Genomic DNA, 24,884 nt, shown 5'->3' with positions numbered 1-24,884 from the left:
GAACGCCACCGCCCGGCCCGCACGGGGCGGTGGCGTTCTCCTTGCCCCCTGGCCGGCACCTGTTCGCGTCTTGACCGCCCACACGTTCCGCCACGGTCCCGCCGCCCTGTCCGTCGCGTTGCCGCCACGGTCCCGCCGCCCTGTCGTCGCGCTGCCGTCGGGTTCCAGCCGTCAGCTACGCGCGTCCGGCACGGCCGATTCGCTTCCCGCACGCACGCATGAGGAAATCCCCGAGCGGTTCCGGCACTTGGCCGCGCGACAATGGCCGCGCCCCTGGGCGCCCGGAAAAGCGAGAATCTTCAACCAATGCATGCGGCACCGTTACCGCGTCAACTCCGCCGACCGCGGTCGCGCACTTCCGCGCAATAGCCGAACTCCCTGAATGCGGAAGCAGATATTCGCGCTTACCCGTGTCGATGCGACTTCATGATGAGTAGGGTAAGGCCCGCCGCGGGTCGATCTCCGGAGGGATGCGGCGGCATTCGGCGTACGGGAATCCGAGGGTGGTCGTGCCCGAGGTACGGGAGGGCATCGTGACTGCTGGCACGTTCGAGGGACAGTACGTGTGGCACCCGGCGGCCGACGATCGCCGGCTCGCCCGTGCCTGCATGGACGTACGGGCCGGGCGCTACTTCAGCGCGCACGAGATCCTGAAGGAGAGCCGCGCGGATTACGAGGTACGGGCCCACCGTTCACTGGTCCTGGCATCCGAAGCGGCCGACTCCGACCTCGCGGAGCGCTGGCTGGCCGAGGAACCGGGCCCCGAGGCGGCCCTGTTGTGGGCCCGCGTGGCGATGCTCCGGGCGTTACGGATGGCCGCCGCGGGCGATCCGCGGGAAGGCACGCTGGTGCGCATGGCGCAGGTGGCGTGCGAACGGGCCGCCGAGCAGCTGCCCGACGACCCCACTCCGTGGGTGGCCCTCCTGGCCCTGGCCCGCGTCCTGGACTACCGCGATCCCGCGCCGGAGGGACTGCTGACCTCGCCGCCCGGACCGTGGCGCCTGCTGGCACACATCCTGCGTCTGGCCCCCTGGCACCGAGAGGCCCACCACCGGTTCCTGGCGTACTTCTTCACCCGCAACGGCGGTTCGGTGAGCGCCCGTTGGGATGTCGCCACGTTCCTCAGCCAGCGCGCCCCCACCTCCTCGCCGCTGCGCCTTCTGCCGCTGGTGGCCCTGGTCGAGGACTACGACCCGTCGGCACTGCTCGCGGACCGCACGTGGGAGCAGCCGCAGTGGCGCTCCACGGCCCTGGGCATCTCGCGCAACTGGCTGCCGTCCGTGGACGGTTACCGCTTCACCCCGGTGCTCGACCTGGCCTATCTGGCGCACGCCCTCTTCATGGCGAAGTGCGAACTCGAGGCGCGGGAAGCCTTCACGGCCATGGGGCCGTTCGCCTCGCGGATGCCCTGGAGCGTCTTCGGCGAGCCCGAACAGCAGCTGACCCGGGCAAGGCGCATGTGCGGGCTTCCGATCCCCAGCGGTTGAGCGGCGCGACGGCCCTCTGCGCCGGGGCCGTGGCATGCCGACCGACCCGGCAGGTACTCCCGGGACCGCCGCCTCCCGCGGGGGTCCCGGAACCGCGGCCTCCCGCGGGGCCGCCCGGCCCCCTCGCGCCCACCGAGGACCGGACCCGTTCCCACCCACCCCCACAGAAAGGTCGCCGTTGTGCCGGAGCGCACGTCCGAAAGGCACCCGCAATCCGGGCGCCATGCGTCGCCCATCACTCTCGACGATGACGCGACGCTTCACGCGATGGGTTATCCGCGGAAACTCACCCGCCGATTCCGTGCGTTCGACAATTTCGCCATCTCGTTCACCATCATCAACATCATCTCCGGGATCTTCTCCTCCTTCGGCTTCGGAATGGGAGCGGGCGGTCCGCTCATTCTCGTCTTCGGGTGGATCTTCGTCTCGATCATGGTGCTGTTCGTCGGCGCCTCGATGGCGGAAATCGCGTCCGCCTATCCCACCAGCGGGGCCCTGTACTTCTCCGCGGGAAAACTCGCCAAGCGTCACCGCGGCGCCTGGTCCTGGTACACGGGCTGGCTGAACTTCGTCGGACAGGTGGGCGGTACGGCGGCCACGGGCTACGCGGCCGCCACCTTCATCCAGGCGTACGTCTCGCTGCAGTGGCCCTCGTACGAGGCGACGGGACAGCGGACGGTCCTCATCACGGCCGCCATCCTGCTGCTCCAGGCTCTGGCCAACACCTACACCGTGCACCTGGTCGCGGTGCTCAACCGGATTTCGGTGTGGTGGCTCCTGATCGGCCTGGTGATCATCGTGATGAGCCTGGTCGCGATTCCCACGCACCATCAACCGGCCTCGTTCGCCACGCATTTCGTCAACAACACCGGTTTCACGAACAACTTCTACGCGGCGATGCTCGGCCTGCTGGTCACGAGCTGGACCTTCACAGGATTCGACGGAAGTTTCCATATGTCCGAGGAAACGGTGCGCGCGACCGTCAACGCCCCCAAAGGCATCATGCGGGCCATCGGCTACTCGGCCCTCGCCGGACTGGTCCTCATGCTGGCGCTCGTCTACGCGATCCGCGACTACGACAAGGCGGCGGGCGCGTCCGCACCACCGGTCCAGGTCCTCATCGAGGCACTCGGCACCGGAACCGCGAAACTGCTGCTGCTGATCGTCATCGGCGCCATGCTCTTCTGCGGACTGGCGAACATGACCAGCAACACCCGCCAGATCTTCGCCTTCTCCCGCGACGGCGCCATGCCCGGATCCCGCTGGTGGCATTCGGTGTCCCCCCGCACGCGCACGCCCGTCAACGCCGTGTGGCTCGCCGCCGCCTGCCCCCTGCTGCTGGTCCTTCCCGGCTGGTGGTCGCACACCGCGTTCACCGCCGTCGTCAGCGTCAACGTCGTCGGGCTCTTCCTCGCCTACGGCGTGCCCATCCTCCTGCGCCTGGGCCTGGACGACTTCCAGCCCGGCCCCTGGAACCTCGGCCGCCACGGCAAGCTCGTCGCGGGCATCGCCGTCACCTGGATCGTCATCAGCAACGTGCTGTTCATGCTGCCCCAGGCCTCTCCCGTCACCGCGACCTCGTTCAACTACGCGCCGATCGCGCTCGGGGTGGTCCTGCTGATCGCCACGGTGTGGTGGTTCGCCACCGCCCGACGGCGCTTCCAGGGTCCGGTGAGCTACGGGCGCCCCGACGAAGTCGCCGCGATGGACCTGATCTGACGGCACGCGCCTGATCGGACGGGCGCATCGCGCCACCATGGACCGACCGGGGCGCAGCCGGCCGCACCGGCTGCGCCCGCTCCACCCCAGAAGGGACCGACCGCACGTATGAACCCCCTCGGCGACGCCCCGCTCACGAGCCCGACCGTGCAGGACCCCACCGGCAGTGCCGCCGCGCCCGGCGGTGAACTTCTCGTCACCGCCGCCACGTCGGCGGACTGGCACCACATCGCCGAGTGGGCCGCCGCCGAGGGCTGGAACCCGGGCGACGGGGACGTGGACTGCTTCCACCCCACCGATCCCGGCGGCTTCTTCATCGGCCGCCTCGACGGCCGGCCGGTCTCGGCGGTCTCGGTCGTCACCTACTCCGAGGAGTACGCGTTCCTCGGCTACTACCTGGTGCACCCGGAACTGCGCCGCCAGGGGCTGGGCCTGGCCACCTGGCGCGCCGCCGTCCCGCACGCCGGGAGGCGCACGATCGGGCTGGACGCGGTGCCCGCGCAGCAGGCCACGTACGAGCGCTCCGGGTTCACCCCCGCGTACGAGACGGCCCGTTACGCGGGCCGGCCGACGCGTCCCGGGCGGTCCGGGGAGGCGGGTGCGGACGGTGTCGTGCCCGTCTCCGCGGCTCATCTGGACGCCCTCGCCGCCTACGACCGCGCGTGCTTCCCCGCCGACCGCCGGGCCTTCGTCACCCGCTGGCTGACCGCGCCGGGCCGCACCGCGCTGGCCTGTGTGCGCGACGGCGAGATCGCCGGCTACGGCGTGATCCGCCCGGCGCGCAACGGCCGCCGCATCGGCCCGCTCTTCGCCGACGGACCGGAGGTGGCCGAGGCGCTCTTCGATGCGCTCACCGCCGGTCTGGGGCCGCGGGAGGAGGTCGGGATCGACGTGCCGGAGACACAGAAGGCGGCCCAGGACCTCGCGGCGGCGCGTGGCCTGACGCCACAGTTCCGGACCGTGCGGATGTACACGGGCCCGGTTCCCGCGTACCGGGCGGAGCGCACGTACGGGGTCACCAGTCTGGAACTCGGCTAGAAACCTCCCGGTGCCTGCCGGATCCCGCGGCCTCCCCGTGAACCGTACGAGACCGCGTCTTGGGCAACTCTTGGGCAACCGGGAGTGCGTCCACGCGATCTCCCCTCTCGCGTCGCACACGAGAGGGGAGAAGGCCATGAGTGCACCCGTACGCGGTGCGGGCCGGGCGTGGCATCGGCGGGCGGCCGCGGCCCGACGGGCGCCTGTCGGGCTGCTCCTGCTCGCCGCCGTCGCCGCGGGCGTCCCCGGCACGCCTCACGGCGGGAGCGCGGTTCCGGCGGGGAGCCCCGGAGGGGCCGGGACCGGTGACCCCCTCTTCCCCTCGCTCGGCAACGGCGGCTACGACGTGACGCATTACGGTCTGGCGCTGCACTACGTCCCCGACAGCAATCACCTCAAGGGCACGGCAAGGGTCACCGCACGGGCCACGCAGCATCTGAGCCGCTTCAACCTGGACCTGACCGGACTGACCGTACGGTCGGCCATGGTCGACGGCTCGCGCGCCGGATTCACCCGCAGGAAGGACGAGTTGACGGTGACGCCTGCGCGCACGATCGAGAAGGGCGCCACGTTCACGGTCTCCGTCCGTTACGACGGCACGCCCCGGGAGATCCGTGCCGGCGGAGATGTGGAGGGCTGGGTCGAGACCGACGACGGCTCCACCGCCCTGGGTCAGCCGACCGGTTCCACGGCGTGGTTCCCCGGCAACCACCATCCCTCGGACAAGGCGGCCTACGACATCTCGGTCACCGTGCCCAAGGACGACGAAGGCGATCCCTACGACGCCCTCGCCAACGGGGAGTTGGTGGAGGTGAGGGACCAGGATGACCGCGTCACCAGCCACTGGCGCGTGAAGCAACCCATGGCCGGCTACCTCGCGAACGTCTCCGTCGGATACTTCGAGATCACCAGGGACCGCACCGCCGCCGGCGTTCCGGTCCTCGTCGCCGTCGATCCGGACCAGTCGGCGAAGGCGGAGCGTGTGAAGGACCTGGTGCCCCGGATCACCGAGTGGGCGTCCCGGCGCTTCGGCCCGTACCCGTTCGCCTCCACGGGCGCCGTGGTCGACCACGTCCCCCGTCTCGACTACGCACTGGAGACCCAGACCAGGCCCTACTTCGACGAGGCACCCGGTGAACAGCTGCTGGTGCACGAACTGGCCCACCAGTGGTTCGGCAACTCCGTCACCCCCCGCCGCTGGAAGGACATGTGGCTGAACGAGGGCTTCGCCACGTACGCCGAATGGCTGTGGGAGGAGGAGCACGGCGGGAGGACGGCCCAGGAGATCTTCGCGTCGTTCTACGACGGCACTCATGAAGACAGCGGCGGCATCTGGGACTTCGCGCCGGCCGACCCGCCCAGCGCCGCCCGCGTCTCCGACGCTCCCGTCTACGGCCGCGGCGCCATGGTGGTGCACAAGCTGCGCGAGGCCGTCGGCGACGCCACGTTCTTCCACATCCTGCGGGCGTGGACCCGCGAGCACCGGTACGGCAACGCCAGTACCCGGCAGCTCATCGCGCTGTCCGAGGAGACATCGGGGAAGGACCTCTCCGCCCTCTTCGACACCTGGCTCTTCGCGGAGAAGAAGCCCTCGACGGCCTGACGCGGGGGTGCCGGCGCAGCACCGCACGGGCCGTCTCCTCACCGCACCACCGCTGAGTACTCAGTCACTACTCAGTTGTCCAGCACCCGTCAACTCGGGTCCATGGCCGCTGAGTCCTGTCTCTCCGGTGGGCCGAGCGTGGCCCGGCATGAGCGGCCGTTCCGCGACGGCGGCGACGCCGTCCACACACGCGCCCGCCGCACACGACCGTTGCCGATTCACGGAGAGTTCCAGTGACCGCACAACGCCCCCCACACTCCCGCTCGTTCATGAGGCGGGCCGCACGCGTCGGGCCGCTGGCGGCAGCCGCCCTCGTGCTCACGACGGGTCTGACCGCCTGCGAGGACCCCGCCGACGATGCGTCCGGCGGAGGCAAGAAGGGCGGCAAGGAGAAGACCGTCACGGCGTCCGCGACGTTCACCGAGCAGAAGCTGAGCTGGAAGGACTGCCCGGCCGCCACCCCGATGCAGGGCACGGCGCCCAAGCCCAAGCCCTTGTCCGACGGCACCCGTTTCGAGTGCGCCGACATGAAGGCGCCTCTGGACTGGTCGAAGCAGGACGGGAAGACGATCGACATCGCGCTCATCCGCGCCAAGGCCAAGGACTCCAAGCGCCGTTTGGGGTCTCTCGTCTACAACTTCGGCGGCCCCGGCGCGTCCGGTGTGGCCATGCTGCCCAACCATGCCCCGCAGAGCTACATGAAGCTGCACAGCCGCTACGACCTGGTCAGTTTCGACCCGCGTGGCATCGGTGAGAGCGACGGGGTGCGCTGTCTGGACGACAAGGCCGTGGATGCGAGCGGCGATGTCGACGCCACCCCGGAGACCCCCGCCGAGGAGAAGCGGGCCACGGCGCTCATGCACGAGACGACCGAGGCGTGCCGCAAGAACTCCGGGGACGTCCTGCCCCATGTGGACACCCGGAGCACCGCACGGGACATGGATCTGATGCGGCAGGTCCTCGGGGACAAGAAGCTCAACTACTTCGGCATCTCGTACGGCACGCAGCTCGGCGGTGTCTACGCGCACCTGTACCCGAAGAACGTCGGCAAGGCCGTCTTCGACGCCGTCGTCGACCCGACCATGGGCATGGAGCAGGATGCCAAGGCCCAGGCCGCCGGCTTCCATCTCGCCCTGAGCAACTTCCTCAAGGCCTGTGCCGATGTCGGTGAGGAGTGCCCGACCGGCACCGATCCGAAGCAGGGCATGAAGAAGGTCGAGGCGCTGCTGAAGAAGCTGGACCGGAAGCCGCTGCCCACGCAGGACGGCCGCAAGCTCAACGAGACCCGCGCCACCAACGGCATCGTCTCGGCGCTGTACTCGGAAGCGAGCTGGGGCGAACTCGTGGCGGGGCTCCAGGAAGCCCTGTCCGGGACCTCCGGGGACACACTGCTGATGCTCGGAGACCGGATGGCCGGCCGTGACGACAAGGGCCGCTACGCCAACACGAACAACGCGAACGCCGCGGTGAACTGCGCCGACCAGAAGCAGCGATTCACCCGCGACGACGTCCACGCGAAGCTCCCGGAGATGCGCAAGGCATCGCCGATCTTCGGTCCCTTCACCGCCTGGGGCCTGCTCGGGTGCAGTGAGTGGCCCGTGGACGGCGCGTCCGACGAGACCGAGGTCTCGGCGCCCGGCGCCGCGCCCATCCTCGTGATCGGGACGACCGGTGACCCGGCCACCCCCTTCGAGGGCGCCAAGCGGATGGCCCAGGGCCTGGGCAAGGGCGTGGGCATCCACATCACCAACCAGGGCGAGGGCCACGGCGCGTACGGGGCCGGCAAGTGCGCGACCAAGGCGGTCGACGGCTACCTGCTCGGCGACAAGGTCCCCTCCGACGGCCTGGTCTGCAAGTCCTGACCCACCGTCCCCCACGCACGAACGAGGGCCTTCCGTGCTCCGGTGGTCGCCAGTGCGCCACCGGGCCGGAAGGCCCTCCGTCCGTCCTCACATGTGCGCGGCGCGCGTCAGCCCCCGCCGTTCGCCGCTCACCCGGGGTTCTCCGTGGCGAGCAGCTCCTGCAGTTCGGCCACGGCCTCCCGGAGCTTGTCCGCGAAGAGGTGCATCTCCCGGGCCACCGGGCGCGGAGTGCTCAGGTAGAGGTTGAAGCGGTCCGGCAGCAGGACGTACGCGACACCGATGCACCGGCTGCTGGTGGAACCGAAGCCGAAGTACTGGATGTTGACGGACGGGGCGGAGCTGGTGCTCAGGTAGTCGTCCCGCATCTTCAGCCAGCCCGGTGTGTCGTACAGGCCGAGGTGCTCGGTCACCCCCAGCTCGGCGCCGTGCCGCTTCTGGACGAGCTGCAGCTCCCACAGGTGCTGCTCGGGCGCCTGCCCGGCCTGGCACTCCTTCGCGCGCCGCACGTGCGCGTCGGCCGCCGCCCGCAGCGCGGCGAGGCGCGCGTCGGTGCCGGCCTGCGGGTCCTCCATCGCGGCCACGAACCGCTGCACCTCGGGGGTGACGACGCGCATGGCTTCCGTGCGGCCGTTCTTGTACTGCCGGGTGGCGATGGCCTCGTAGGTGGCTCCGACGTGGCCCTTGGCGCGCTGGTGGGCGAGCTGGTACGCCATCTGCACGAAGGCGTCCGGCGAGATGCGGAGCTGCTTGGCCCGCCCGGTGCCGAAGTCCCCGAAGGACACGGTGGTGGTGGCGGTGGCCGCCGCGTACTCGGTGAACGCGTCGGCCGCCGCGATCACCTTGCCCTTCAGCTCGGCGCTGGTGACGAAATCGACGGTCTCGATGGGCGGCAGGCCCTGCGGGCGGGCGCCCGACGCGTGGGACTGCTCGTCGGCCGGCGCACCGAGGACGGCGTCGACGAAGCTGAGGATCGTGGTCCCGTCCAGGCCGCAGTGCTCGACGTTGATGCCGGCGGTGCCGTCCTCGAAGACGATGAACGACACGGCCTTGTCGAACCAGCGGTTGGTGCTGTCACCATGCAGCATCTGGTCGCCCGCCGCCAGGTTGTCGTCGGGCGCGAAGTCCTCCAGGCACACGCAGAACAGCGCGGTCTCGACGGCGTCGAGCATGGCCGCGTTGCCGGGGTGACAGGCCAGCAGGGCCTCACGGTCGGCGGCCCATTCCGCACGGGCCTTGGTGGTCAGCGGCCCGACGGACGTACCCGGCGCGGCCTCCTGCGCCCCGGCCTTCTTGACGGCGCACAGCCCCGAGGTGAGGTCGTCCAGCGTGTACGGACGGCCGTCGGCACCAGCTACGTCCATGCGGAACATGTTGCCGCGGTGGAAGACCACGATGTGCCGCGCCTGCGACGGACCGGGCTCGTCAGGGGAGTACGGGGTGCGGACGGTGTCCTGCGGATCACCCGGGATACGGGTCGAGGAGAAGAGGAACTTGTTCTGCTCCATCGACTGCGGCACCCCGCGCGTGACGATGGGCGGAACGGTCTCCGTGTCCAGCTTCGCCTTGTAGTTCAGGGCCCCGGCGATGAGCCCCGCCGCCCGGTCGACCTGCCGCGCGCCCGGGTCGTCCTGGAAGAGGAAGAAGAAGTTGGCGTTCAGGGCGATGCGGTCGCGACGGCCCAGGTAGCGGGAGGGCCAGAAGTCGTCGAGCCAGCTCCGTACGCCCTCGGTGGCGTCGTACCGCTCCAGCGCCGCGTGGAGCGCGCGGCCGGGCCCGTCCGGCCGCAGGAACGCGGTGACCTCCGCCTCCGTCGCCGCCAGTTCCTCCGCCGTCAGCAGCGGTGAGCACCAGGCGATGAACCTCTCGCAGGTCTCCTCCAGCGTGGGCAGGGGGACGCGCGGCAGGCGGTCCTCGTTGCCGAACGTGGAGGTGGCGGATGGTTCCTGACTACTGTTCAATTCGGGCCTCGATCCGGGCGGTTGTGGGGTGGTTCCGATCGTGCTGGGTCGTGCTCGTCGGTGCTGCGTGCCGCGGTTCCGTCTACTCACCGGTCCTGCCGTGCGGCGGCTTCCGTGACCGGGTGGTCCGTGGCGCCCCGCGGCCGGGAGATGAACAGGCGGGCGTAGAGCCAGCCGTCGCTCTCCAGGCCGTGCGGATCCACTCCGGCCGAGGACAGCGTGTCGAGGACGAGTGTCTGCTCCTCGGCGGAGGCGAACCGCCGCTGCTTGAATACTCCCGCGACCTCGGCCGTCTCGTAGCCCGACGCGGCCAGGGTCTCCGTGATGGGATCGAAGGGAAACATTCTCAGCACGAAATGGGCCATCCACGGCTTGCGTTCACCGGCGGCGCCGACGATGCGTGCGATGGTCTTCTCGGTGACGTAGCCGAGGCAGCCCGTCGAGAAGACGAGATCGGTCCGCGCGAACAGGGCCCGCTGTTCCTCGGTCGGGTCGTTGTGCTCCAGGTCGGCGTGGACCGCGCGGTCGAGCAGTCCGGCCGAGAGGGCGTAGGACAGGGCTTCCTCTGAGGCGTCCAGCCCCACGACCCGGATGCCGTCCGGGCGGGTGCGGGAGCGGACGAACGTGACGTCGCGGTCCAGCAGCGCCTCGCGCGTCAGGCCGGCGGCGTCCTCGTCGCCGTAGCGCTCGTACAGCTCGTCCATGGTGGCGTCGCACTTGAGCAGGGCCGCGTTGATGCCGTACGAGCAGCCGATGTCGAGGACGGTCGGGGCGGGGACGGCCTGTGTCGCGGTGTACTCCCGGATCAGCTTGGCGAAGTAGGGCTTGGCGAGCTGGGGGATGAGGTAGTCGAGCCGGCGCAGGGTGGTGAAGTAGGCGCGGGGGTCGGGCTGCGTGTAGATGTGATCCAGTGAAACCTTGCCAGTCGTGTCGAAACGCACGTCGGCGTACTCCTCGGTGGATTGGCGGAAGGTCGGGCGATGTGCCCGTGGGCGGATCCGGTTCGCTCGGCGGACCGACATCTCTAGTCGAGCAGCTGGTCGACCCGTACGGCGCATCCCTCTGCGGCGAGGTGCTGGGGCAGGACACGCCCGAAGAGCTGCTTCGTCCGGGCCACACTGCCGATGACCCCGGGGCGCTCGCTGTAGGCGAAGATCGCCGAATGGCGTGCGGTCTCCCCTTCGACGGGGCTCACGCGGTGCAGCGAGTAGCGGCCCTTGAACAGCTGCAGATCACCCGGGCGGAGCGTGAGGCGCCGGACCAGGCGCTCACCGCGGCCCCGCACCACGTCCCGGACGTCGTCGAAGTTCTCCGCCTGCGCGGACCGGATGTTCGGGCAGTACTCGAAGACGCCGCCCGCGTCCGCCTCCTGGGTCAGCAGGCTCACGGTGAACTCGTTGGTGTCGAAGTGCCAGGGGTGCTCCATGCCGGGGTTGACGACGTTCAGCACCAGCCCTGACAGGGGGTCACCGAGCGGATGGAGGCGGGGCAGTTCGAAGCAGCTGGCGACGAAGTGCTGGAACAGCTCGCTGACGTACAACTGGTGGATCAGGAAGTCCTCGGGGATGCGGTCGCGCGCCACGAACGCGTTCCCCCGCTGAATGGGGATGCGGCCCGGGTGGTCCTCGGGCAGTGACGCGTCGACGGCGATGTTGTACGCGTTGACCGTCTCGACGTCGTAGTGCGCCTCGGGGGCGATCGTCGCGCATTCCCGGCGCAGCGTCTCGCACAGGGACGGCCGGAGGAAGTCCGGCAGGACGCTGCAGCCGTCGGTGTCCAGCTCCTTCCGGGTGCGGGTGACGACCTCCTTCCACTCCGGGCCCTCCGGATCCGGCAGGGGATAGCGTCCGGTGTCGACCACCCGTGCCACGAGCTGCGCTTCCGATGTGCTCACGAAGATCCTCTCCACGTCTCAGCTCACCGTCCCGGGCCCGGGGCATCAGGCCGTGCCGGCAGCGGCAGCCGCCGGTACGCGCGCAGGACCGGCAGCGCGCCCGGCGCGCGCTGTCACGCAACTGGCCCCCCGCGGACGGTCCCGTCCGCGGCATCCCGCCCCATCTCGCCCTCCCCCAAGGGGGTTTAGCACATTCACTGCCCCCCGCTCGCCGGGACGAAGCGCGCTGTGACACGCAACACTGAGGCGGGCCCGCATGATCCGCCCGGAACCGGTGCCGGGGACGCCGAACCTCTCCCGTGGTTCGGCGTCCGGCCTCCTCGCGAGTGGAGCCCTGCACCGCGGCCCTGGTCCAAGTACCAGTTCCAGAAGGGGACTTGAGCCGGGGGGACTCGAACGTCTGCGCGCTCTCAGCTACGATTCCACTACCCCGAGCCACCGGCGGGAGCAGTCGGCGACGCTCGTCGGGCTGCCCGGTCCGGCAGCCGCTCGCGCTCGTGCGCTGCCCCCGGATTCCCCCGGGTTCGACGGGAACTCCCGTACGGATTCGCCCGACCTCTGTACGGACGCGCCTGCCATCAGCGCATCCGGACGGAGGAAGGAAGAAACAGTCATGCCACGGAGTACGGGGAGGGCCCCTCAGGACCGGTGGAGCCTGGTCGCGGTCGCCGGGCTGCTCTCCTTCGTCGCGATGCTCGACATGAGCATCGTGAATGTGGCGCTGGCGGACATCGGGACGGACCTCGGGGCCCCGCCCCGCGCCGCCCAGTGGGCCGTCCTCGGCTACCAGCTCCCGGTGGTCGCCCTGCTGCTGCCGGTGGGGCGGTGGCTGGACCGTACGGCGATCCGGCCCGTCCTGCTGTCCGCGCTCGCCGGATTCGCCGTCTGCAGCGCCGCCGCCGCGCTGGCACCGGGGATGGTGTGGCTGGTCGCCGCGCGCCTGGCCCAAGGGGCTTTCGGCGCCGCGCTGTTCGTTCTCATGCCGGTCCTCGCGACCCGGGCCGTACGTCCCGAGGTCCGCGGCCGCGCCATGAGCGTCCCGGCGACCCTCGGCCCGCTCGGCGCGGTCAGCGGTCCCGCGCTGGGCGGGCTGCTCACCGACCAGTTCGGCTGGCGGGCCGTGCTGCTGGTCAAGCTGCCCCTCTGCCTGGTGGCCTGGCTGGTCGCCCGCGCCGCGCTCCCCCGCGAGGGAGCGGTGCGCGCGCCCGGCCGGCGTGAGGCGGCCGACACGGCGCTGGTCGCGGTCGCCGTCGCCGTGGTGCTGCTCGCCCTGACCCTGGCGCCCGGCTCCCCGTGGTGGGCGGCGGCCGCGCTGCTCGCCGTCGTACCGGCCGTGCTGTGGGCCCGCGGGCCGGGCGGCCGGCCCGTCGTCGCCGTCCTGCGCGGCGCCGGGACAACACCCGTGCACGGGGCGGTCCTTGCCGTGGGTGCGGCGTTCGCCGCCATGCACTATGTGACGGCGCTTCACCTCCAGCGGGACAGCGGACTCAGCGCCTCGGCCACCGGCCTCACCCTGCTCGCCTTTCCCGCGGGGATGGCGCTGGCCGGTCCGCTGGGCGGGCGCCTCGCGGACCGGTTCGGCCCGCGCCCCGTCGCGGTCACCGGCAGCGCCTTGGTCGCGGCCGGCTTCGTCCTGCTCGCCGCGGGGTCCGACGGGGCGCCGCCGGACCTGGCGTGGCGGCTCGCCCTGGCGGGGACCGGCATGGGCCTCTACGGCGGACCGTCCCAGTTCCTCGTCATGAAGGCCGTCGCTCCGGAGCACCTGGCGACGGCCGGGTCCACCGTTCAGCTCGCCCGGTCGCTCGGGTTCACCCTCGGGCCCGCGCTGGCGACGGCGGCCTGGGGCGTCGCCGGATCCGCCGACACCGGCGCGCGGGCGGCCCTCGTGGTCGCGGCCGTCGCCGCCTGCTCCGCCGTGCCCCTGCTGGCGTACCGGCCCGGCCGCAAGGCCCCGGAGCCCGTCGCGGAACAGCAGCACTGACCTGGCGTCAGCGGGCTCCGCAGCCCTCGTACGACGCCGACGACTGGAAGGATTCGCCATGTGCGGCATCACGGGCTGGGTCTCGTTCCGCGACACCCCCCGCCACCACCCCGAGGTCATCGAGCGGATGACCTCCACGCTCGCCCGGCGCGGCCCTGACGCGTACGGCGTCTGGACCGGGACGCACGCCGCCATCGGGCACCGGCGGCTCGCCGTGATCGACCTCGACGGCGGGGTCCAGCCGATGACCGCGGGTCCGGCGGAGCGCGAGACCGTCCTCAGTTACAGCGGCGAGATCTACAACCACCACGCCCTCCGCGCCGAACTCCGCGGCGCCGGGCACGATTTCCGCACGCGCAGCGACACCGAGGTGGTCCTGCGCGCGTACCAGGAGTGGGGCGACGCGCTGACCGAGCGGCTGGAGGGCATGTACGCCTTCGCCGTCTGGGACGAGCGCGCCCGGCGGCTGCTCCTCGTACGGGACCGGCTCGGCGTGAAGCCGCTGTACTACGCGGCGATGCCCGGCGGGCTCGTCTTCGGCTCGGAGCCCAAGGCCCTGTTCGCCCATCCGTCCGTGCGCCCGAGGGTGGACGCGGACGGGCTGCGCGAGGCGTACAGCCTGCTCTTCTCCACGGGGCCGACCCTGTGGGCCGGGGTCAGGGAGGTGCGGCCCGGCGGCACCGTCGCCTTCGACCGCGACGGCCTGACCGAGCGCCTCTACTGGCAGTTGGAGGCACGTCCGCACCCCGACTCCCTCGATGCGACCGTCGAGGAGGTGCGGCAGCGCCTGGACCGGGCGGCCCGCTCCCAGCTGGAGGCGGACGTGCCCCGCTGCACGCTGCTCTCCGGCGGCCTCGACTCCACGGTCCTCACCGCCCTGCTCGCCGACGAACTCCGCCTCCAGGACGGGCCGGAGGCGCGGATCCGCTCGTACGCCGTCGACTACAGCGACCAGGCCGAGCAGTTCACCGGCGACGTCCTGCGCACCGGCCACGACACCCCGTACGCGGAGGAGGCCGGGGCGTTCATCGGCACCGAGCACGCGACCGTGGTGCTCGATCCGGTGGAGCTGCTGGACCCCGGGCACCGCAGGGCGGTCGTCGCCGCCCGCGACTCCCCCATCGGCGTCGGCGACATGGACACCTCGCTCTACCTGCTCTTCGGGGAGATCGCCCGGCACTCGACGGTGGCGCTCTCCGGGGAGGCGGCCGACGAACTCTTCGGCGGCTACCCCTGGTTCCACAGCCCGAAAGCCCTCACCGCCCGCACCTTCCCGTGGCTTCTGGTCACCGGCGACGATGCCGCGATGCCCCTCCACCCGGACCTGGCCGCGACCCTGCGCATCGGCGAGTTCCAGCGGGACACCTACCGGGACGCGCTCGCGGCCGTACCGCACCTCGACGGCGAACCGGCCGTACACAGGCGGCAGCGCGAGATGCAGCACCTGTCCCTGACGCGCTGGCTGCGCCAGCTCCTGCACCGCAAGGACCGGCTCAGCATGGCGCAGGGACTGGAGGTGCGGGTGCCGTACTGCGACCACCGCCTCGTCGAGTACGCCTTCAACGTCCCGTGGGATCTGCAGAGTCACGACGGCCGCGAGAAGAGCCTGCTGCGTGACGTGGGCACCGGGCTCGCGCCGGACTCCGTACTCCACCGGCCCAAGAACCACTACCCGGCCACGCACCACCCCGCATACAACCGCGGTCTGCAGGACATGGCGCGCGACGCGCTCGGCGCGCACGGCGGCCGGGTCCGCGACCTGGTCGACGAGACGGCGATCAAGCCCTGCCTCGATGTGCTGCCCGAACAACTGGAGTGGGGGATGCGGCTACGGCTGGAACGGGTCGTCGACCTCGCTCTGTGGCTCGACGTCCACCGGCCCGAACTGGCCCTGTGAACAGCCGAGTCCGCACCCCATAAAACCCCCCGCCCCGTACGAGGAGCCGCCCCCATGCCCGAGCCACGTCCGGTCCCCGAGCCGAGCCCTCTTCCCGAGCCGGTCCCTCTCCCCGAACCCGTCCCCCTCCTCGGCACCGACTACAAGCGCGACCCGTATCCCCTCTACGCGAAGCTGCGCGAGGAGGGTCCCGTCCACCGGGTCCGCTTCCCCAGCGGGGTGTGCGCCTGGCTGGTGACCGGCTACGACGCCGCGCACCGCGCCCTCAACGACGAGCGGCTGGGCAAGCACCACTCCCGCGGCAACGCGGCCTGGCGGGCCCGCGCCTCGATCATGCCGGAGCCGCAGCACTCCCAGCTCCAGGTGCATCTGCTGCACCAGGACCCTCCGCGCCACACCGCGATGCGCCGGCTCGTGCTCGACGCCTTCGCGCCGCGGCGGGTGGATGACCTGCGCCCGGTGTTCCAGGAGATGGCCGACGCCCTCCTGGACGAGGTTCCGCACGGCGGCAGTCTGGATCTCGTCGCCGCCTTCGCCGCCCGCTTCCCCTTCCGCGTGCTCGCCCATGTCATCCGTCTGGCACCGGAGTTGGCCGCCCGCTTCGACCGCGACTGGGGCAAGGTCGTCCAGCCCGTCGGCCCGGACGATCCCGGTCGCCCCGCCTACGAGGCCCGGCTGCGCGCGCTCCAGACCTACATCGCCGATGTGGTGGCCCACCAGCGGGACCACCCGGGCGAGGGATTGCTGTGCCGGCTCGTCGACGCCAGGGACGCCGGCGAACTCACCGCCGAGGAGCTGGACTCGATGATCTTCCAGCTTCTGGTCGCGGGCCAGGAGCCGGTCACCAACCAGATCACCACGGCTCTCGTCGCCCTCCTGCGCCACCCCGGGGAGCTGGACCGGCTGCGCGACGAGCCGGAACTGCTGCCGCGTGCCGTGGAGGAACTCCTGCGCTTCGACGGCGCCTTCGAGCTGACGACCTGGCGGTTCTTCGCCGAGGACTCCGACCTGTACGGGACCCGGGTGCCGGCGGGCGACTCGGTGATCATCTCGCTCGACGCCGCCAACCGCGACCCGAGGCGCTTCCCCGAACCCGACCGCCTGGACTTCGACCGTTCCCCCAACTCCCATCTGTCCTTCGGGCACGGCATCCACTTCTGCCCCGGGGCGGCGCTGGCGCGCATCGAACTCCAGGTCGCTCTCGGAACGCTGATCCGGCGGCTCCCGGGGCTGCGCCTCGCCGTACCGGACGACTCCCTGCGCTGGATCCCGGCCGTTCTCGCCCGGGGCGTCGACGCGCTGCCCGTCGACCACGAGGCGCCGCAGGGCCGTTGCCCCGTTGCGCACCGTGCGGTTCAGGCCAACGCCCCCCGCGATCCGGCGGAATGACGCACAACCCTTCCCCCACCGCGTCCGTCCCCCCTCCAGGGCCTTCGCGCCGTCCCCCTACGCGCGTCACCGCCCCGCCGCCCTCGACCCAGGAGCCCCGCCGATGACACCCGCCGGCACCGTCCTCACCGCACCGGGCACCCCCGCGCCCTCCCACGCCCCCCGACCGGAGAACCCCTGGCCCCAGGGGAACCCCGAGTCCCGAGGACACCCCGACGCCCTGACCGCTGCCGAGCGGGCCACCTGCGCGGCGATCCTGGCCCTGCTGCTGCCGCACCGGCGCACCGTGGACACCGATCCGCCACCGGACACACCCGCCGCGGTCCTGGACTCCTTTCCCGACCAGGTCCGGCAGCTCACCCCGTTCGTGACGGCCGGTCAGCCCGTCCTCTTCACCCTGCCCGGCTTCCCGTGCAAGTCCCCCAACCCGGCCAAGGTCCTCGGCCATCTCCCCGACGAGGGCGAGCGCCTGTCCCTGCGCTTCCTCGACCGCCTCTGCGCCCGGATCGCCACGGTCTACGCACCGGGCGCGCGCGTCCTCATCTGCTCCGACGGGCATCTCTTCGGCGATCTGATCCATGTGCCGGACGCCCACATCGACGCGTACTCCGACGGCCTCCGGACCATGATCCGTGCCGAAGGGCTGGAGCATCTGGACATCTTCGACCTGCGGACGGTCTACGGCGACGTGCCGTACGACGCCAAACGGGCGCGGGTCCACGACACGTACGCGCCGACCGTGGACGAACTGCGGGACCGGACGCGCAACGACGAGCAGATGCTCCGGCTGTACCGCGGGATCACCCGGTTCCTCGTCGAGGACACCGCCGAGTTCGAGGGGACCCGGTCGGCGCTCCAGCGCGAGTGCCGCAGGCGGGCGTACGGCGTCATCCAGCGCAGCCGCGCCTGGGGGGCGCTCATCGCCGACCAGCGCCCGCGCTCGTTCCGTCTGTCGATCCATCCGCAGCCGAGGCGGACGGACAAGTTCGGCATCCGGCTGCTGGACGCGCGGGACGTCTGGACCACGCCCTGGCATTCGTGCGTGCTCCACCACTCCGACGGGCGCTGGGAGTTGATGCACCGGCGGAAGGCGGAGAAGGTCGGCCGCCTCGTGCTGCGCGGCGGCCGGCCCTCCCACTTCGAGGCCGAGGCGGCTCGGATCGCAGCCGAAGCGGCTCGGACCGAAGAAGCCCCCGAGGTGGCTCAGGCCCAGGTGGCTCGGGCCGAGGTGGCCCAGGCCTAGGTGGCTCAGGCCTAGGTGGCCGGAACCTCCTGAGCCGCGGGCGCGGCGTCCCCGGCCGGTGCCCGGTGATCGATGGCGATCAACGGGTCGCCGGTCAGGGGGTGTTCGGTGACGGCGGCCCGTACGCCGAAGACGTCGGCCAGCAGCGCGGGGGTCAGGACCTCGCGCGGTGTCCCCGAGGCGACCACGACGCCGTCGCGCAGCACATGCAGCCGGTCGCACAGGGACGCCGCGGCGTTCAGGTCGTGCAGCGCGATGAGGGTCGTACGGCGCTCGGCCCGCAGCAGGGCGAGCAGCTCGACCTGGTGCAGGATGTCGAGGTGGTTGGTCGGCTCGTCCAGCACCAGGACATCCGGCTCCTGCGCGAACGCCCTGGCGAGCAGGACGCGTTGCCGCTCGCCGCCGGAGAGCGCGGAGAACCGGCGGTCCGCCTGCGCGGCCATACCGACCCGTTCCAGGGAGCGCCGGACGATCTCGCGGTCCGTACCGCTTTCCCCGGCGAAGGCCCGCTTGTACGGGGTGCGGCCCATCGCCACCACCTCGTGCACGCTCAACTCGAAGTCGCTGCCGCGCTCCTGCGGGAGGGCAGCGATGTGGCGCGCCGCCCTGGCCGGGGTGAGCTCCCGGATGTCGGCCCCGGCGAGCAGGACGCGCCCGGCGCAGGGCCGCAGGTGGCGGTAGACCGTGCGCAGCACACTGGACTTGCCGCTGCCGTTGGGGCCGATGAGCCCGGCGATCTCCCCTTCCGCCGCGACGAGATGAACCCCGGCGACGACAGTGGTACCGGAGTAGCTGACGCGCAGGTTCTCGATGCCGATGTTCACCGGTTGCGCTCCAGGCGTCGGTCCAGCAGGTACAGCAGCGTGGGCGCGCCGATGAGCGAGGTGACCACGCCGACGGGGAGTTCCTGGGTGTCCATGGCCGTACGGCAGACGATGTCGACCACGACCAGCAGCAGCGCCCCGGTGAGTGCGGAGAGCGGCAGCAGCCTGCGGTGGTCGCCACCGACGAGCAGCCGGCAGACGTGCGGGACCATCAGGCCGACGAAGGCGATGGCCCCGGAGACGGCCACCAGACATCCCGTCAGGAGGCTGGTCACGACCAGGAGTTCACGCCGCAGCCGGGTCACGTCCACCCCGACGCCGGCCGCGGTCTCGTCCCCCATGGTCAGGGCGTTCAGGCCACGTGCCCGGGCCTGGAGGGCGAGCCCCGCGGCGAGAACGGCCGCGGTGGGCAGGGCGAGCAGGCTCCAACTCGCCCCGCTCAGACTGCCCATGAGCCAGAACAGCACGGTGTGGGTCTGCTGTTCGTCCTCGGTCTGGAGCACCAGGAAGCTGGTGAAGCCGGAGAGGAACTGCCCGATGGCGACGCCCGCCAGCACCAGGCGCAGCGGGGAGAACGTCCCTCCGCGCCGGGCCATGCCCCACACCAGGACGAACGCGCCGAGGGCGCCGAGAAAGGCGGCGGCGGACAGGCCGAGCCCGAGCAGGCCGCCCGTGCTCGCCCCGAGCACGATCGCGGCGACGGCTCCGAGCGAGGCACCGCCTGAGATCCCGAGCAGATACGGGTCGGCGAGCGGGTTGCGGACGAGCGACTGGGTCGCCGTTCCGACCAGGCCCAGCCCCGCGCCCACGACTGCGGCCAACAGGGCGCGCGGGACGCGCAGTTGCCACACGATCAGATCGTCCGTGCCGGGCCGCGGGGGCTCGCCGGACAGCCGCCGGAACACCACGGACCACACATGGCCGGGTGCGATGTCGGTGGAGCCCCAGGCGACGGCGGCGGTGAGCGCGGCGAGCAGCGCCGCGCCGAGGGCGGCGGCGAGGACGCCGGTCCGCAGGGCGGCACGCGCGGACGCGGCGGAGCGGGCGGGCGCGGACGGGCCGCCGGCAGGCGCGGACGGGCTGTCAATGCTTGCGGACGGCTCGCCCGTGTGCGACCCGGCGGCCCCGCCCGTACCGCTCTTCCGGAACGCGGAAGGCGAACGCATCTACCGTGCCGCCTTCACCTGGCCGGGGTGCAGTACGGTCGCGATCTCCTCGACGGTATCGGCGTTGGAGACTCCGGCGATGGTCGTGCGCTCGGAGCCGATGCGCAGGAAGTTGCCGTCCTTGACGGCCTTCATGCCCTGGGTGGCGGCGTTCTCCTTCAAGAAGGTCTCGGCTTCGTCGAACGCCTTGTCGTTCGCGGCCTTGCTGCCCCGGTCGCGGACCGCGAGCTGGATCCAGTCGGGGTTCTTGCTCACCACGTCCTCCCAGGAGACGGGCTTGAAGTCGCCTTCGCAGGAGCCGAAGACGTTGCGGGCGCCCGCCTGAGTGATGACCGCGTTGCCGACCTGCCGGTTGCAGAGCGCCATCGGCTGCTTGGTCCCGGCGTCGTAGTCGAAGAAGAAGTAGCTCGGCAGCTTGTCCGCGGGCACGTCGCCCACGGCCTTGCGGACCGCGGAGACCTTCTTGTCCATGGACTTGACGAGCGTGCGTGCCCGGTCGGCGGTTCCGGTGACGGTGCCCAGACGCTCGATGTCCTGCATGACGGCGGAGAGGTCCTTCTGGGGTTCATCGGCCGTCGGGGCACAGGCGGTCGAGCCGAGGTAGATGTGCTTGATGCCGGCCGCCGTGAACTCCTTGTCGGTCGGCGCGTCACCCATGCCGCCCATGTTCCCCATGTGGGCGAAGGTGTCGATGTAGAGGTCGGCGCCCGAGCCGAGGAGCTTCTCCTTGGCGATGATCTTCTTCCCGAGGACCGGTACCTTCTGCGCCTGCGCGTCGAGCCGGCCGGGCAACGTGCCCTTGCCGGGCGGGAAGCCGGTGCCGATCACCTTGTCGCCGGCGCCGAGGCGCAGCAGGATCTCCAGAGCGGCGGCATTGCTGGTGACGATCTTCTCCGGGGGCCGGGTGAACGTCGTCCGCTTCCCCTCGCAGTCCGCGACCGACGCCGGGAATCCCTCGGTCCCTGCCCCGTCCGCCGCCCGCCCCTGGTCGCTCCCGCTCTCCTCCCAGTTCCCGCCGCATCCGGTGGCCAGTACCGACACCGCCGCGACCAGCACCGCGACACCGTACATCGCGCGAGAGCGCATGAATTCTCCTCGTGGTCCGCTTTCTCGACCGGACCGCCGGTGCCGGTCCGGTCGAGATAGTCGGACGGACGGCGCGGCCGGTTCCCGGGAGATGTGCGGAATGCCGCGCGGACCCGCGGAGGACCCGCACCGCCTCCCGACCGCCGGACGCGCCGGGGTTCAGGTCATCGCGGAGCGGGCGTGCTCGGCGATCTGCGCATGGGTGGCGAACCACACGCCGTCGTGGCCCGCGATGTGCTCGACCAGTTCGGTGAGGACGGCCATACGGGAGCGGTGGCCGATGATGTGCGGGTGCAGGGTGAGCTGGAACAGCCCGCCCTCGGCGTACGCCATGTCGAACTCGTCGCGCCAGATGGTCAGGACACCACGCGGAGGCGTGTAGGGGCGCAGGGCGGCGAAGCGCTCCATCGAGAAGTACGGGGCGTCGTCGCGGATCCACTCGACCGGCAGCTCGACCACTCCGGTCGGCTCCCCGTCGGCGAGCAGTTCGTAGCAGGCGTCGTCGGCCATGAGTGAGGAGTCGTAGAGCAGGCCGAGTTCACGGATGACGGCGAGGGTGTGGTCGGAGAAGTCCCAGGAGGGCGTGCGCAGCCCGACGGGACGGACACCGGTCAGGGACTCGAGGGTGTCCGCGCTGCGGAAGGCGAGGTCGCGTTCGTCGGACGGGGCGAGCTCCACGTTCCGCTCGTGGATCCAGCCGTGCAGGCCGACTTCGTGCCCGGCGTCGACGTAGCCGCGGACCTCCTGCGGGTGGAGCAGCGCGGAGACGGCGGGCATGAAGAACGTCGCGGGGATCGCGTGCCGCTCCAGCAGCCGCAGGATGCGCCGCACGCCGACGCGTGCACCGAACTCGCCCTGGGACAGCTTGCCCGGCCGGGTCTCGCCGTCCCGGAGCGGGAGGGTCTCGTGGTCGGAGTCGAAGGACAGCGCGACCGCGGCTCTGCGCCCGCCGGGCCAGGCGGGGGTCAACGCCCGTCCCGCGCGCACCCGGTGGACGTGACCGCGCCAGGTCGTCTCGTCCCAGCGCCAGGGCTCGCGTTCGGATGCCGCCATGATCGAGGGGTCTCCCCGGGGTGAGATCCGGTCCTACCGGTCCGCCGGACCGGTCCGCCTCGGCGGACCCGCGCGGCCCCACGGACCGAGGGCAACTTGGTACGGATGTCGCGGCGGTCAGTGTCGCACAGGTATCTGCGCAGCAGCCCTCCCCGCTCCAGTCGTGGCGGGTGCGCCGGGGCACCACTCGGTGCCTGTGACCGGACAGTCCGGCATCTGAGGCGGGAAACTACTTGCCCATTAGGAAAGGATCACGCATACTTTCCGCACAGGAAAGTAGTTTTCCGACGGAGGCATCGAGGAGGCGGGCATGGAGGGCAAGCGGACCTCACCGCCCCACAACGCGACCACCGGGACACCCAGGACCGGCGACGCGCGGGGAGCACCCGTGACGTTCCCGGCCGACCGTGCCACGTCTCCGCGGACGCGTGCGCGCAGGCGGCGGCTGCTCTTGAGGGGACGGGGCGGGGCGGCGCGGATGCTGCTCTGCGTCGTCGTCCTGGCGGGCGCGGCGACCTGCGCCACCGCGGGACAAGGTCTCGCCACCCAGGCGATGCGGGCCCGGCACGTCCTGCTCACCCCGTGCCGCGGCGCAGCGGCCGAACCGGCCTGCGCGGTCCTCAAAGCCGGGATCCGCATCTTCTTCCGCGGCTCCCCGACCCTCCCCTGACAGCCACCCGACCGCGACCATCCACCCCCACACGAGGAGCACGCCATGGCCGAACACCCCACACCCGAGGACGCGTCGCGCGCGCTCAGCGCCGTGGAACGCGGGCGGGACCAGGCCCGTGAGGCCCTGCGTGAGCCACGGTGGCTCTCGGTCTTCTGGGCCGTCCTGGCCTTTCTCTTCCTCGCCTCGTTCGACGTCCTCGACGAGGACCACCGGATCTGGTCCTATGCCGCTCTCAACGCCGTCCTCTTCCTCCACCTCGGGCTGCTCCACTCGCGCCGCGGCTCCGCACTGATCGGCCGCACCTCCGCCGGCATGCCGCTGCGCGACGTCCCGCCGGCGTACCTCCTCGTGCTCACGGCTGTCCTGATCGGCGTGGGTGCTGCCGGGGTCGCGGCGGTCGCGCTGATACCCTTCCGGCTGGACGACGTTCCGTACTGGCACACACTTCTCGGGCTGGTCCTCGCGATTCTGATGATGCTGTTCGCCCGCAAGATTCAAGATCTTCAGCTACGGCTCCTGAGGCACACCCGCCGGACGAGCCCTACGGATGCCCATGGCTGCTCCTGACGTCGACCCCCTGTTGCTGGACCCCACGAGGCTGTCGATCGTTTCGCTGCTCTCGGCCACGCGCTGGGCCGAGTTCGGATTCGTACGCGACTCGGTGGGCATGTCCGACTCGGCGCTCTCCAAGCAGGTCACCACGCTGAGCAAGCAGGACTACATCGAGGTCAAGAAGGGCTACGTCGGCAAACGCCCCCGGACCTGGCTGAACTTGAGCGACACCGGCCGGGCGGCGCTGGAGACGCACATCGAGGCGCTGCAGCAGATCGCCGCGCGCTCCCGCGAGGCGGGCGACGCGCACGGGAGCGGGCCGGACGCGGGAGTGGGCTGACGCGGGAGTGGGCGTGGGCTCCGGGGGCCGAACCGGGCGCGGGCGCGAACTGACCCGGGCGCGGGCGCGAACTGACCCGGGCGCGAACTGACGCCCCCGCGTCCGAACCGACCCCGACGGCCTCTGTCCGTCAGCGGCTGTCCGCGGACCCGGCGTCCGCCGTACTCGGCTGTTCCCCCGTCCCCTGCCGCCCGGACGCCACCGCGCCTCCCGCCCGGTCGTTCGCCGGACTCCCCACCGGCCGCCCGACGGCGTAGTGGACGTACTCGTCCGCCAGGCGGAACCCCGCCGACCAGGCGAGCCGGCGGCTGGGGCCGTTGTCCCGGGAGCAGTTCCAGGTGGCCGTCCGTCCGCGCACGGCGATGTCGCCGCACAGCGCGCCCACACAGGCCAGGGCCAGACCGCGGCGCCGCTCGGTGGGCCTGGTCGCCACGGCCAGGTCCTCGTACCGGCCGCCCACGAAGTAGGTGCAGGCCAGGGAGAGCAGCCGGTCGCCGTCGAAGGCTCCCCAGCAGCGTCCGGAGGCCGCGAGCTGCGCGGGGCCTCCCCAACTCGCCCCGATCCAGGCCATGTCGGCGCCGAGGTCCGCCACCGCGGCCCTGTCCGCCGCGGTCAGCCGGCGGACGACGACCCCGGCGGGCGGGCGTACGGCCGGGGCGGGTTCGGTGTGCACGGACACCATCCGCTCCCAGGGGACGAGGTGGTCGAACGCGGCCCGGAGCACCGGCAGGAAGCGCGCCGGCGCGTCGACGTACGTACGGGCGAGGGGCGCGAGTGCCTGCGGTCCCGTGGCCCGCGGGTCTCCGCGGAGGACCGTGTGCCCGGCGCACGAGACGGCCACGACCCGCGGCTGGAGGAGCCGGTCGACCCACCAACAGCCCGTTCCCGCGAGGCGGGTGTGCTCGGCCATGACCATCGGGCCGGGCCCCCGGGCCGGAAAACGTTCCGCGGAGCAGCAGGGGTGACGGGGCGTCAGTGCGATCACGGGCCCATTGGAGCGCCGACAGGGGACAGAACGGCGTTGCGACGGCACGCCATGACACGAGTGGCCCACACCTCGACTGCCCGGAGACGCGCTCGGAGGGGGCTCGGGTCTCGTCATCGTGCGTCGTCACGGAC

Annotated in this window: 20 protein-coding genes; 12 read left to right on the top strand and 8 right to left on the bottom strand. The window is 71.7% G+C overall.

Going from position 1 to position 24,884, the window contains the following annotated elements:
• Positions 1-533: 533 nt before the first annotated feature.
• The 5 genes from ABZ822_RS25535 (at position 534) to ABZ822_RS25515 (ending at position 7,709) form a co-directional block, all read left to right on the top strand.
• Positions 534-1,487, top strand: a complete 954-nt coding sequence (locus ABZ822_RS25535; protein WP_360858698.1) for a hypothetical protein — start codon at positions 534-536, stop codon at positions 1,485-1,487.
• A gap of 267 nt (positions 1,488-1,754) precedes the next feature.
• Entirely contained in the window at positions 1,755-3,206 is a 1,452-nt protein-coding gene (locus tag ABZ822_RS25530; protein ID WP_360858695.1) for an amino acid permease, read from the top strand.
• Positions 3,207-3,314: 108 nt separating this feature from the next.
• On the top strand, positions 3,315-4,244 hold the full coding sequence (locus ABZ822_RS25525; RefSeq protein ID WP_360858692.1) for a GNAT family N-acetyltransferase: 930 nt from the start codon (positions 3,315-3,317) through the stop codon (positions 4,242-4,244).
• Between the two features lie 136 nt (positions 4,245-4,380).
• Positions 4,381-5,847: a M1 family metallopeptidase gene (locus ABZ822_RS25520; RefSeq protein WP_360858689.1), complete on the top strand. Its 1,467-nt coding sequence runs from the start codon at positions 4,381-4,383 to the stop codon at positions 5,845-5,847.
• 269 nt (positions 5,848-6,116) lie between these two features.
• Positions 6,117-7,709, top strand: a complete 1,593-nt coding sequence (locus tag ABZ822_RS25515) for an alpha/beta hydrolase (RefSeq protein WP_360858686.1) — start codon at positions 6,117-6,119, stop codon at positions 7,707-7,709.
• A gap of 128 nt (positions 7,710-7,837) precedes the next feature.
• Here ABZ822_RS25515 and ABZ822_RS25510 read toward each other — a convergent pair whose 3' ends face one another.
• The 3 genes from ABZ822_RS25510 to ABZ822_RS25500 all read right to left on the bottom strand — a co-directional run bounded on the left by ABZ822_RS25510 (position 7,838) and on the right by ABZ822_RS25500 (position 11,561).
• Positions 7,838-9,667 carry a choline/carnitine O-acyltransferase gene (locus ABZ822_RS25510; RefSeq protein ID WP_360858683.1) on the bottom strand — a complete coding sequence of 610 codons (1,830 nt, stop codon included), beginning with the start codon at positions 9,665-9,667 and terminating at the stop codon, positions 7,838-7,840.
• 86 nt (positions 9,668-9,753) lie between these two features.
• Positions 9,754-10,608, bottom strand: coding sequence for a class I SAM-dependent methyltransferase (locus tag ABZ822_RS25505; protein WP_360858680.1), 855 nt, complete (start codon positions 10,606-10,608; stop codon positions 9,754-9,756).
• A gap of 83 nt (positions 10,609-10,691) precedes the next feature.
• Positions 10,692-11,561 carry an arpA protein gene (locus ABZ822_RS25500; RefSeq protein WP_360858677.1) on the bottom strand — a complete coding sequence of 290 codons (870 nt, stop codon included), beginning with the start codon at positions 11,559-11,561 and terminating at the stop codon, positions 10,692-10,694.
• 613 nt (positions 11,562-12,174) lie between these two features.
• On the opposite strand from ABZ822_RS25500, the gene ABZ822_RS25495 reads away from it, so the two are divergent.
• The 4 genes from ABZ822_RS25495 to ABZ822_RS25480 all read left to right on the top strand — a co-directional run bounded on the left by ABZ822_RS25495 (position 12,175) and on the right by ABZ822_RS25480 (position 18,071).
• On the top strand, positions 12,175-13,542 hold the full coding sequence (locus tag ABZ822_RS25495) for an MFS transporter (RefSeq protein ID WP_360858674.1): 1,368 nt from the start codon (positions 12,175-12,177) through the stop codon (positions 13,540-13,542).
• A gap of 58 nt (positions 13,543-13,600) precedes the next feature.
• Positions 13,601-15,439: an asparagine synthase (glutamine-hydrolyzing) gene (gene asnB, locus ABZ822_RS25490; protein ID WP_360858671.1), complete on the top strand. Its 1,839-nt coding sequence runs from the start codon at positions 13,601-13,603 to the stop codon at positions 15,437-15,439.
• A gap of 54 nt (positions 15,440-15,493) precedes the next feature.
• On the top strand, positions 15,494-16,828 hold the full coding sequence (locus ABZ822_RS25485) for a cytochrome P450 (RefSeq protein WP_360858667.1): 1,335 nt from the start codon (positions 15,494-15,496) through the stop codon (positions 16,826-16,828).
• 103 nt (positions 16,829-16,931) lie between these two features.
• On the top strand, positions 16,932-18,071 hold the full coding sequence (locus tag ABZ822_RS25480; protein WP_360858664.1) for an isocyanide synthase family protein: 1,140 nt from the start codon (positions 16,932-16,934) through the stop codon (positions 18,069-18,071).
• An 11-nt stretch (positions 18,072-18,082) separates the two neighbouring features.
• On the opposite strand, the gene ABZ822_RS25475 is transcribed toward ABZ822_RS25480, so the two are convergent.
• From ABZ822_RS25475 to ABZ822_RS25460, 4 genes are all read right to left on the bottom strand, one after another.
• Positions 18,083-18,895: an ABC transporter ATP-binding protein gene (locus tag ABZ822_RS25475; RefSeq protein ID WP_360858661.1), complete on the bottom strand. Its 813-nt coding sequence runs from the start codon at positions 18,893-18,895 to the stop codon at positions 18,083-18,085.
• Positions 18,892-20,061 carry an iron ABC transporter permease gene (locus tag ABZ822_RS25470; protein ID WP_360858658.1) on the bottom strand — a complete coding sequence of 390 codons (1,170 nt, stop codon included), beginning with the start codon at positions 20,059-20,061 and terminating at the stop codon, positions 18,892-18,894. The genes ABZ822_RS25475 and ABZ822_RS25470 overlap by 4 nt, the downstream gene beginning before the upstream one ends.
• Complete coding sequence (locus ABZ822_RS25465) at positions 20,062-21,147, bottom strand: ABC transporter substrate-binding protein (RefSeq protein ID WP_360858655.1); 1,086 nt, start codon at positions 21,145-21,147, stop codon at positions 20,062-20,064. It abuts the gene before it with no gap.
• 159 nt (positions 21,148-21,306) lie between these two features.
• Positions 21,307-22,200 (bottom strand): polysaccharide deacetylase, encoded by an 894-nt coding sequence (locus ABZ822_RS25460; protein ID WP_360858652.1) that lies wholly within the window; start codon positions 22,198-22,200, stop codon positions 21,307-21,309.
• Positions 22,201-22,510: 310 nt separating this feature from the next.
• Here ABZ822_RS25460 and ABZ822_RS25455 point away from each other — a divergent pair, with 310 nt between their 5' ends.
• From ABZ822_RS25455 to ABZ822_RS25445, 3 genes are read left to right on the top strand one after another with little or no spacing between them, the layout of a single operon-like run.
• Positions 22,511-22,870 carry a hypothetical protein gene (locus ABZ822_RS25455; RefSeq protein ID WP_360858649.1) on the top strand — a complete coding sequence of 120 codons (360 nt, stop codon included), beginning with the start codon at positions 22,511-22,513 and terminating at the stop codon, positions 22,868-22,870.
• Positions 22,871-22,915: 45 nt separating this feature from the next.
• On the top strand, positions 22,916-23,440 hold the full coding sequence (locus tag ABZ822_RS25450; protein WP_360858646.1) for a hypothetical protein: 525 nt from the start codon (positions 22,916-22,918) through the stop codon (positions 23,438-23,440).
• The gene (locus ABZ822_RS25445; RefSeq protein ID WP_360858643.1) at positions 23,427-23,765 is read left to right on the top strand and encodes a transcriptional regulator; all 339 of its coding nucleotides are present in this window, start codon (positions 23,427-23,429) and stop codon (positions 23,763-23,765) included. The genes ABZ822_RS25450 and ABZ822_RS25445 overlap by 14 nt, the downstream gene beginning before the upstream one ends.
• A 130-nt stretch (positions 23,766-23,895) precedes the next feature.
• Here ABZ822_RS25445 and ABZ822_RS25440 read toward each other — a convergent pair whose 3' ends face one another.
• The gene (locus ABZ822_RS25440; RefSeq protein WP_360858640.1) at positions 23,896-24,675 is read right to left on the bottom strand and encodes a GNAT family N-acetyltransferase; all 780 of its coding nucleotides are present in this window, start codon (positions 24,673-24,675) and stop codon (positions 23,896-23,898) included.
• Between the last annotated feature and the right edge of the window lie 209 nt (positions 24,676-24,884).

Source organism: Streptomyces sp. NPDC047108 (assembly GCF_040643575.1).
Lineage (GTDB): Bacteria > Actinomycetota > Actinomycetes > Streptomycetales > Streptomycetaceae > Streptomyces.
This window is presented reverse-complemented; position numbering and strand designations above follow the sequence as displayed.

Coding starts and splice junctions, on each gene's coding strand:
- ABZ822_RS25530 (WP_360858695.1), top strand. CDS start 1,755: ATGGGTTATCCGCGGAAACTCACCCGCCGATTCCGTGCGTTCGACAAT.
- ABZ822_RS25525 (WP_360858692.1), top strand. CDS start 3,315: ATGAACCCCCTCGGCGACGCCCCGCTCACGAGCCCGACCGTGCAGGAC.
- ABZ822_RS25520 (WP_360858689.1), top strand. CDS start 4,381: ATGAGTGCACCCGTACGCGGTGCGGGCCGGGCGTGGCATCGGCGGGCG.
- ABZ822_RS25515 (WP_360858686.1), top strand. CDS start 6,117: ATGAGGCGGGCCGCACGCGTCGGGCCGCTGGCGGCAGCCGCCCTCGTG.
- ABZ822_RS25495 (WP_360858674.1), top strand. CDS start 12,175: ATGCCACGGAGTACGGGGAGGGCCCCTCAGGACCGGTGGAGCCTGGTC.
- asnB (WP_360858671.1), top strand. CDS start 13,601: ATGTGCGGCATCACGGGCTGGGTCTCGTTCCGCGACACCCCCCGCCAC.
- ABZ822_RS25485 (WP_360858667.1), top strand. CDS start 15,494: ATGCCCGAGCCACGTCCGGTCCCCGAGCCGAGCCCTCTTCCCGAGCCG.
- ABZ822_RS25480 (WP_360858664.1), top strand. CDS start 16,932: ATGACACCCGCCGGCACCGTCCTCACCGCACCGGGCACCCCCGCGCCC.
- ABZ822_RS25470 (WP_360858658.1), bottom strand. CDS start 20,061: ATGCGTTCGCCTTCCGCGTTCCGGAAGAGCGGTACGGGCGGGGCCGCC.
- ABZ822_RS25465 (WP_360858655.1), bottom strand. CDS start 21,147: ATGCGCTCTCGCGCGATGTACGGTGTCGCGGTGCTGGTCGCGGCGGTG.
- ABZ822_RS25460 (WP_360858652.1), bottom strand. CDS start 22,200: ATGGCGGCATCCGAACGCGAGCCCTGGCGCTGGGACGAGACGACCTGG.
- ABZ822_RS25455 (WP_360858649.1), top strand. CDS start 22,511: ATGGAGGGCAAGCGGACCTCACCGCCCCACAACGCGACCACCGGGACA.
- ABZ822_RS25450 (WP_360858646.1), top strand. CDS start 22,916: ATGGCCGAACACCCCACACCCGAGGACGCGTCGCGCGCGCTCAGCGCC.
- ABZ822_RS25445 (WP_360858643.1), top strand. CDS start 23,427: ATGGCTGCTCCTGACGTCGACCCCCTGTTGCTGGACCCCACGAGGCTG.
- ABZ822_RS25440 (WP_360858640.1), bottom strand. CDS start 24,675: ATGGCCGAGCACACCCGCCTCGCGGGAACGGGCTGTTGGTGGGTCGAC.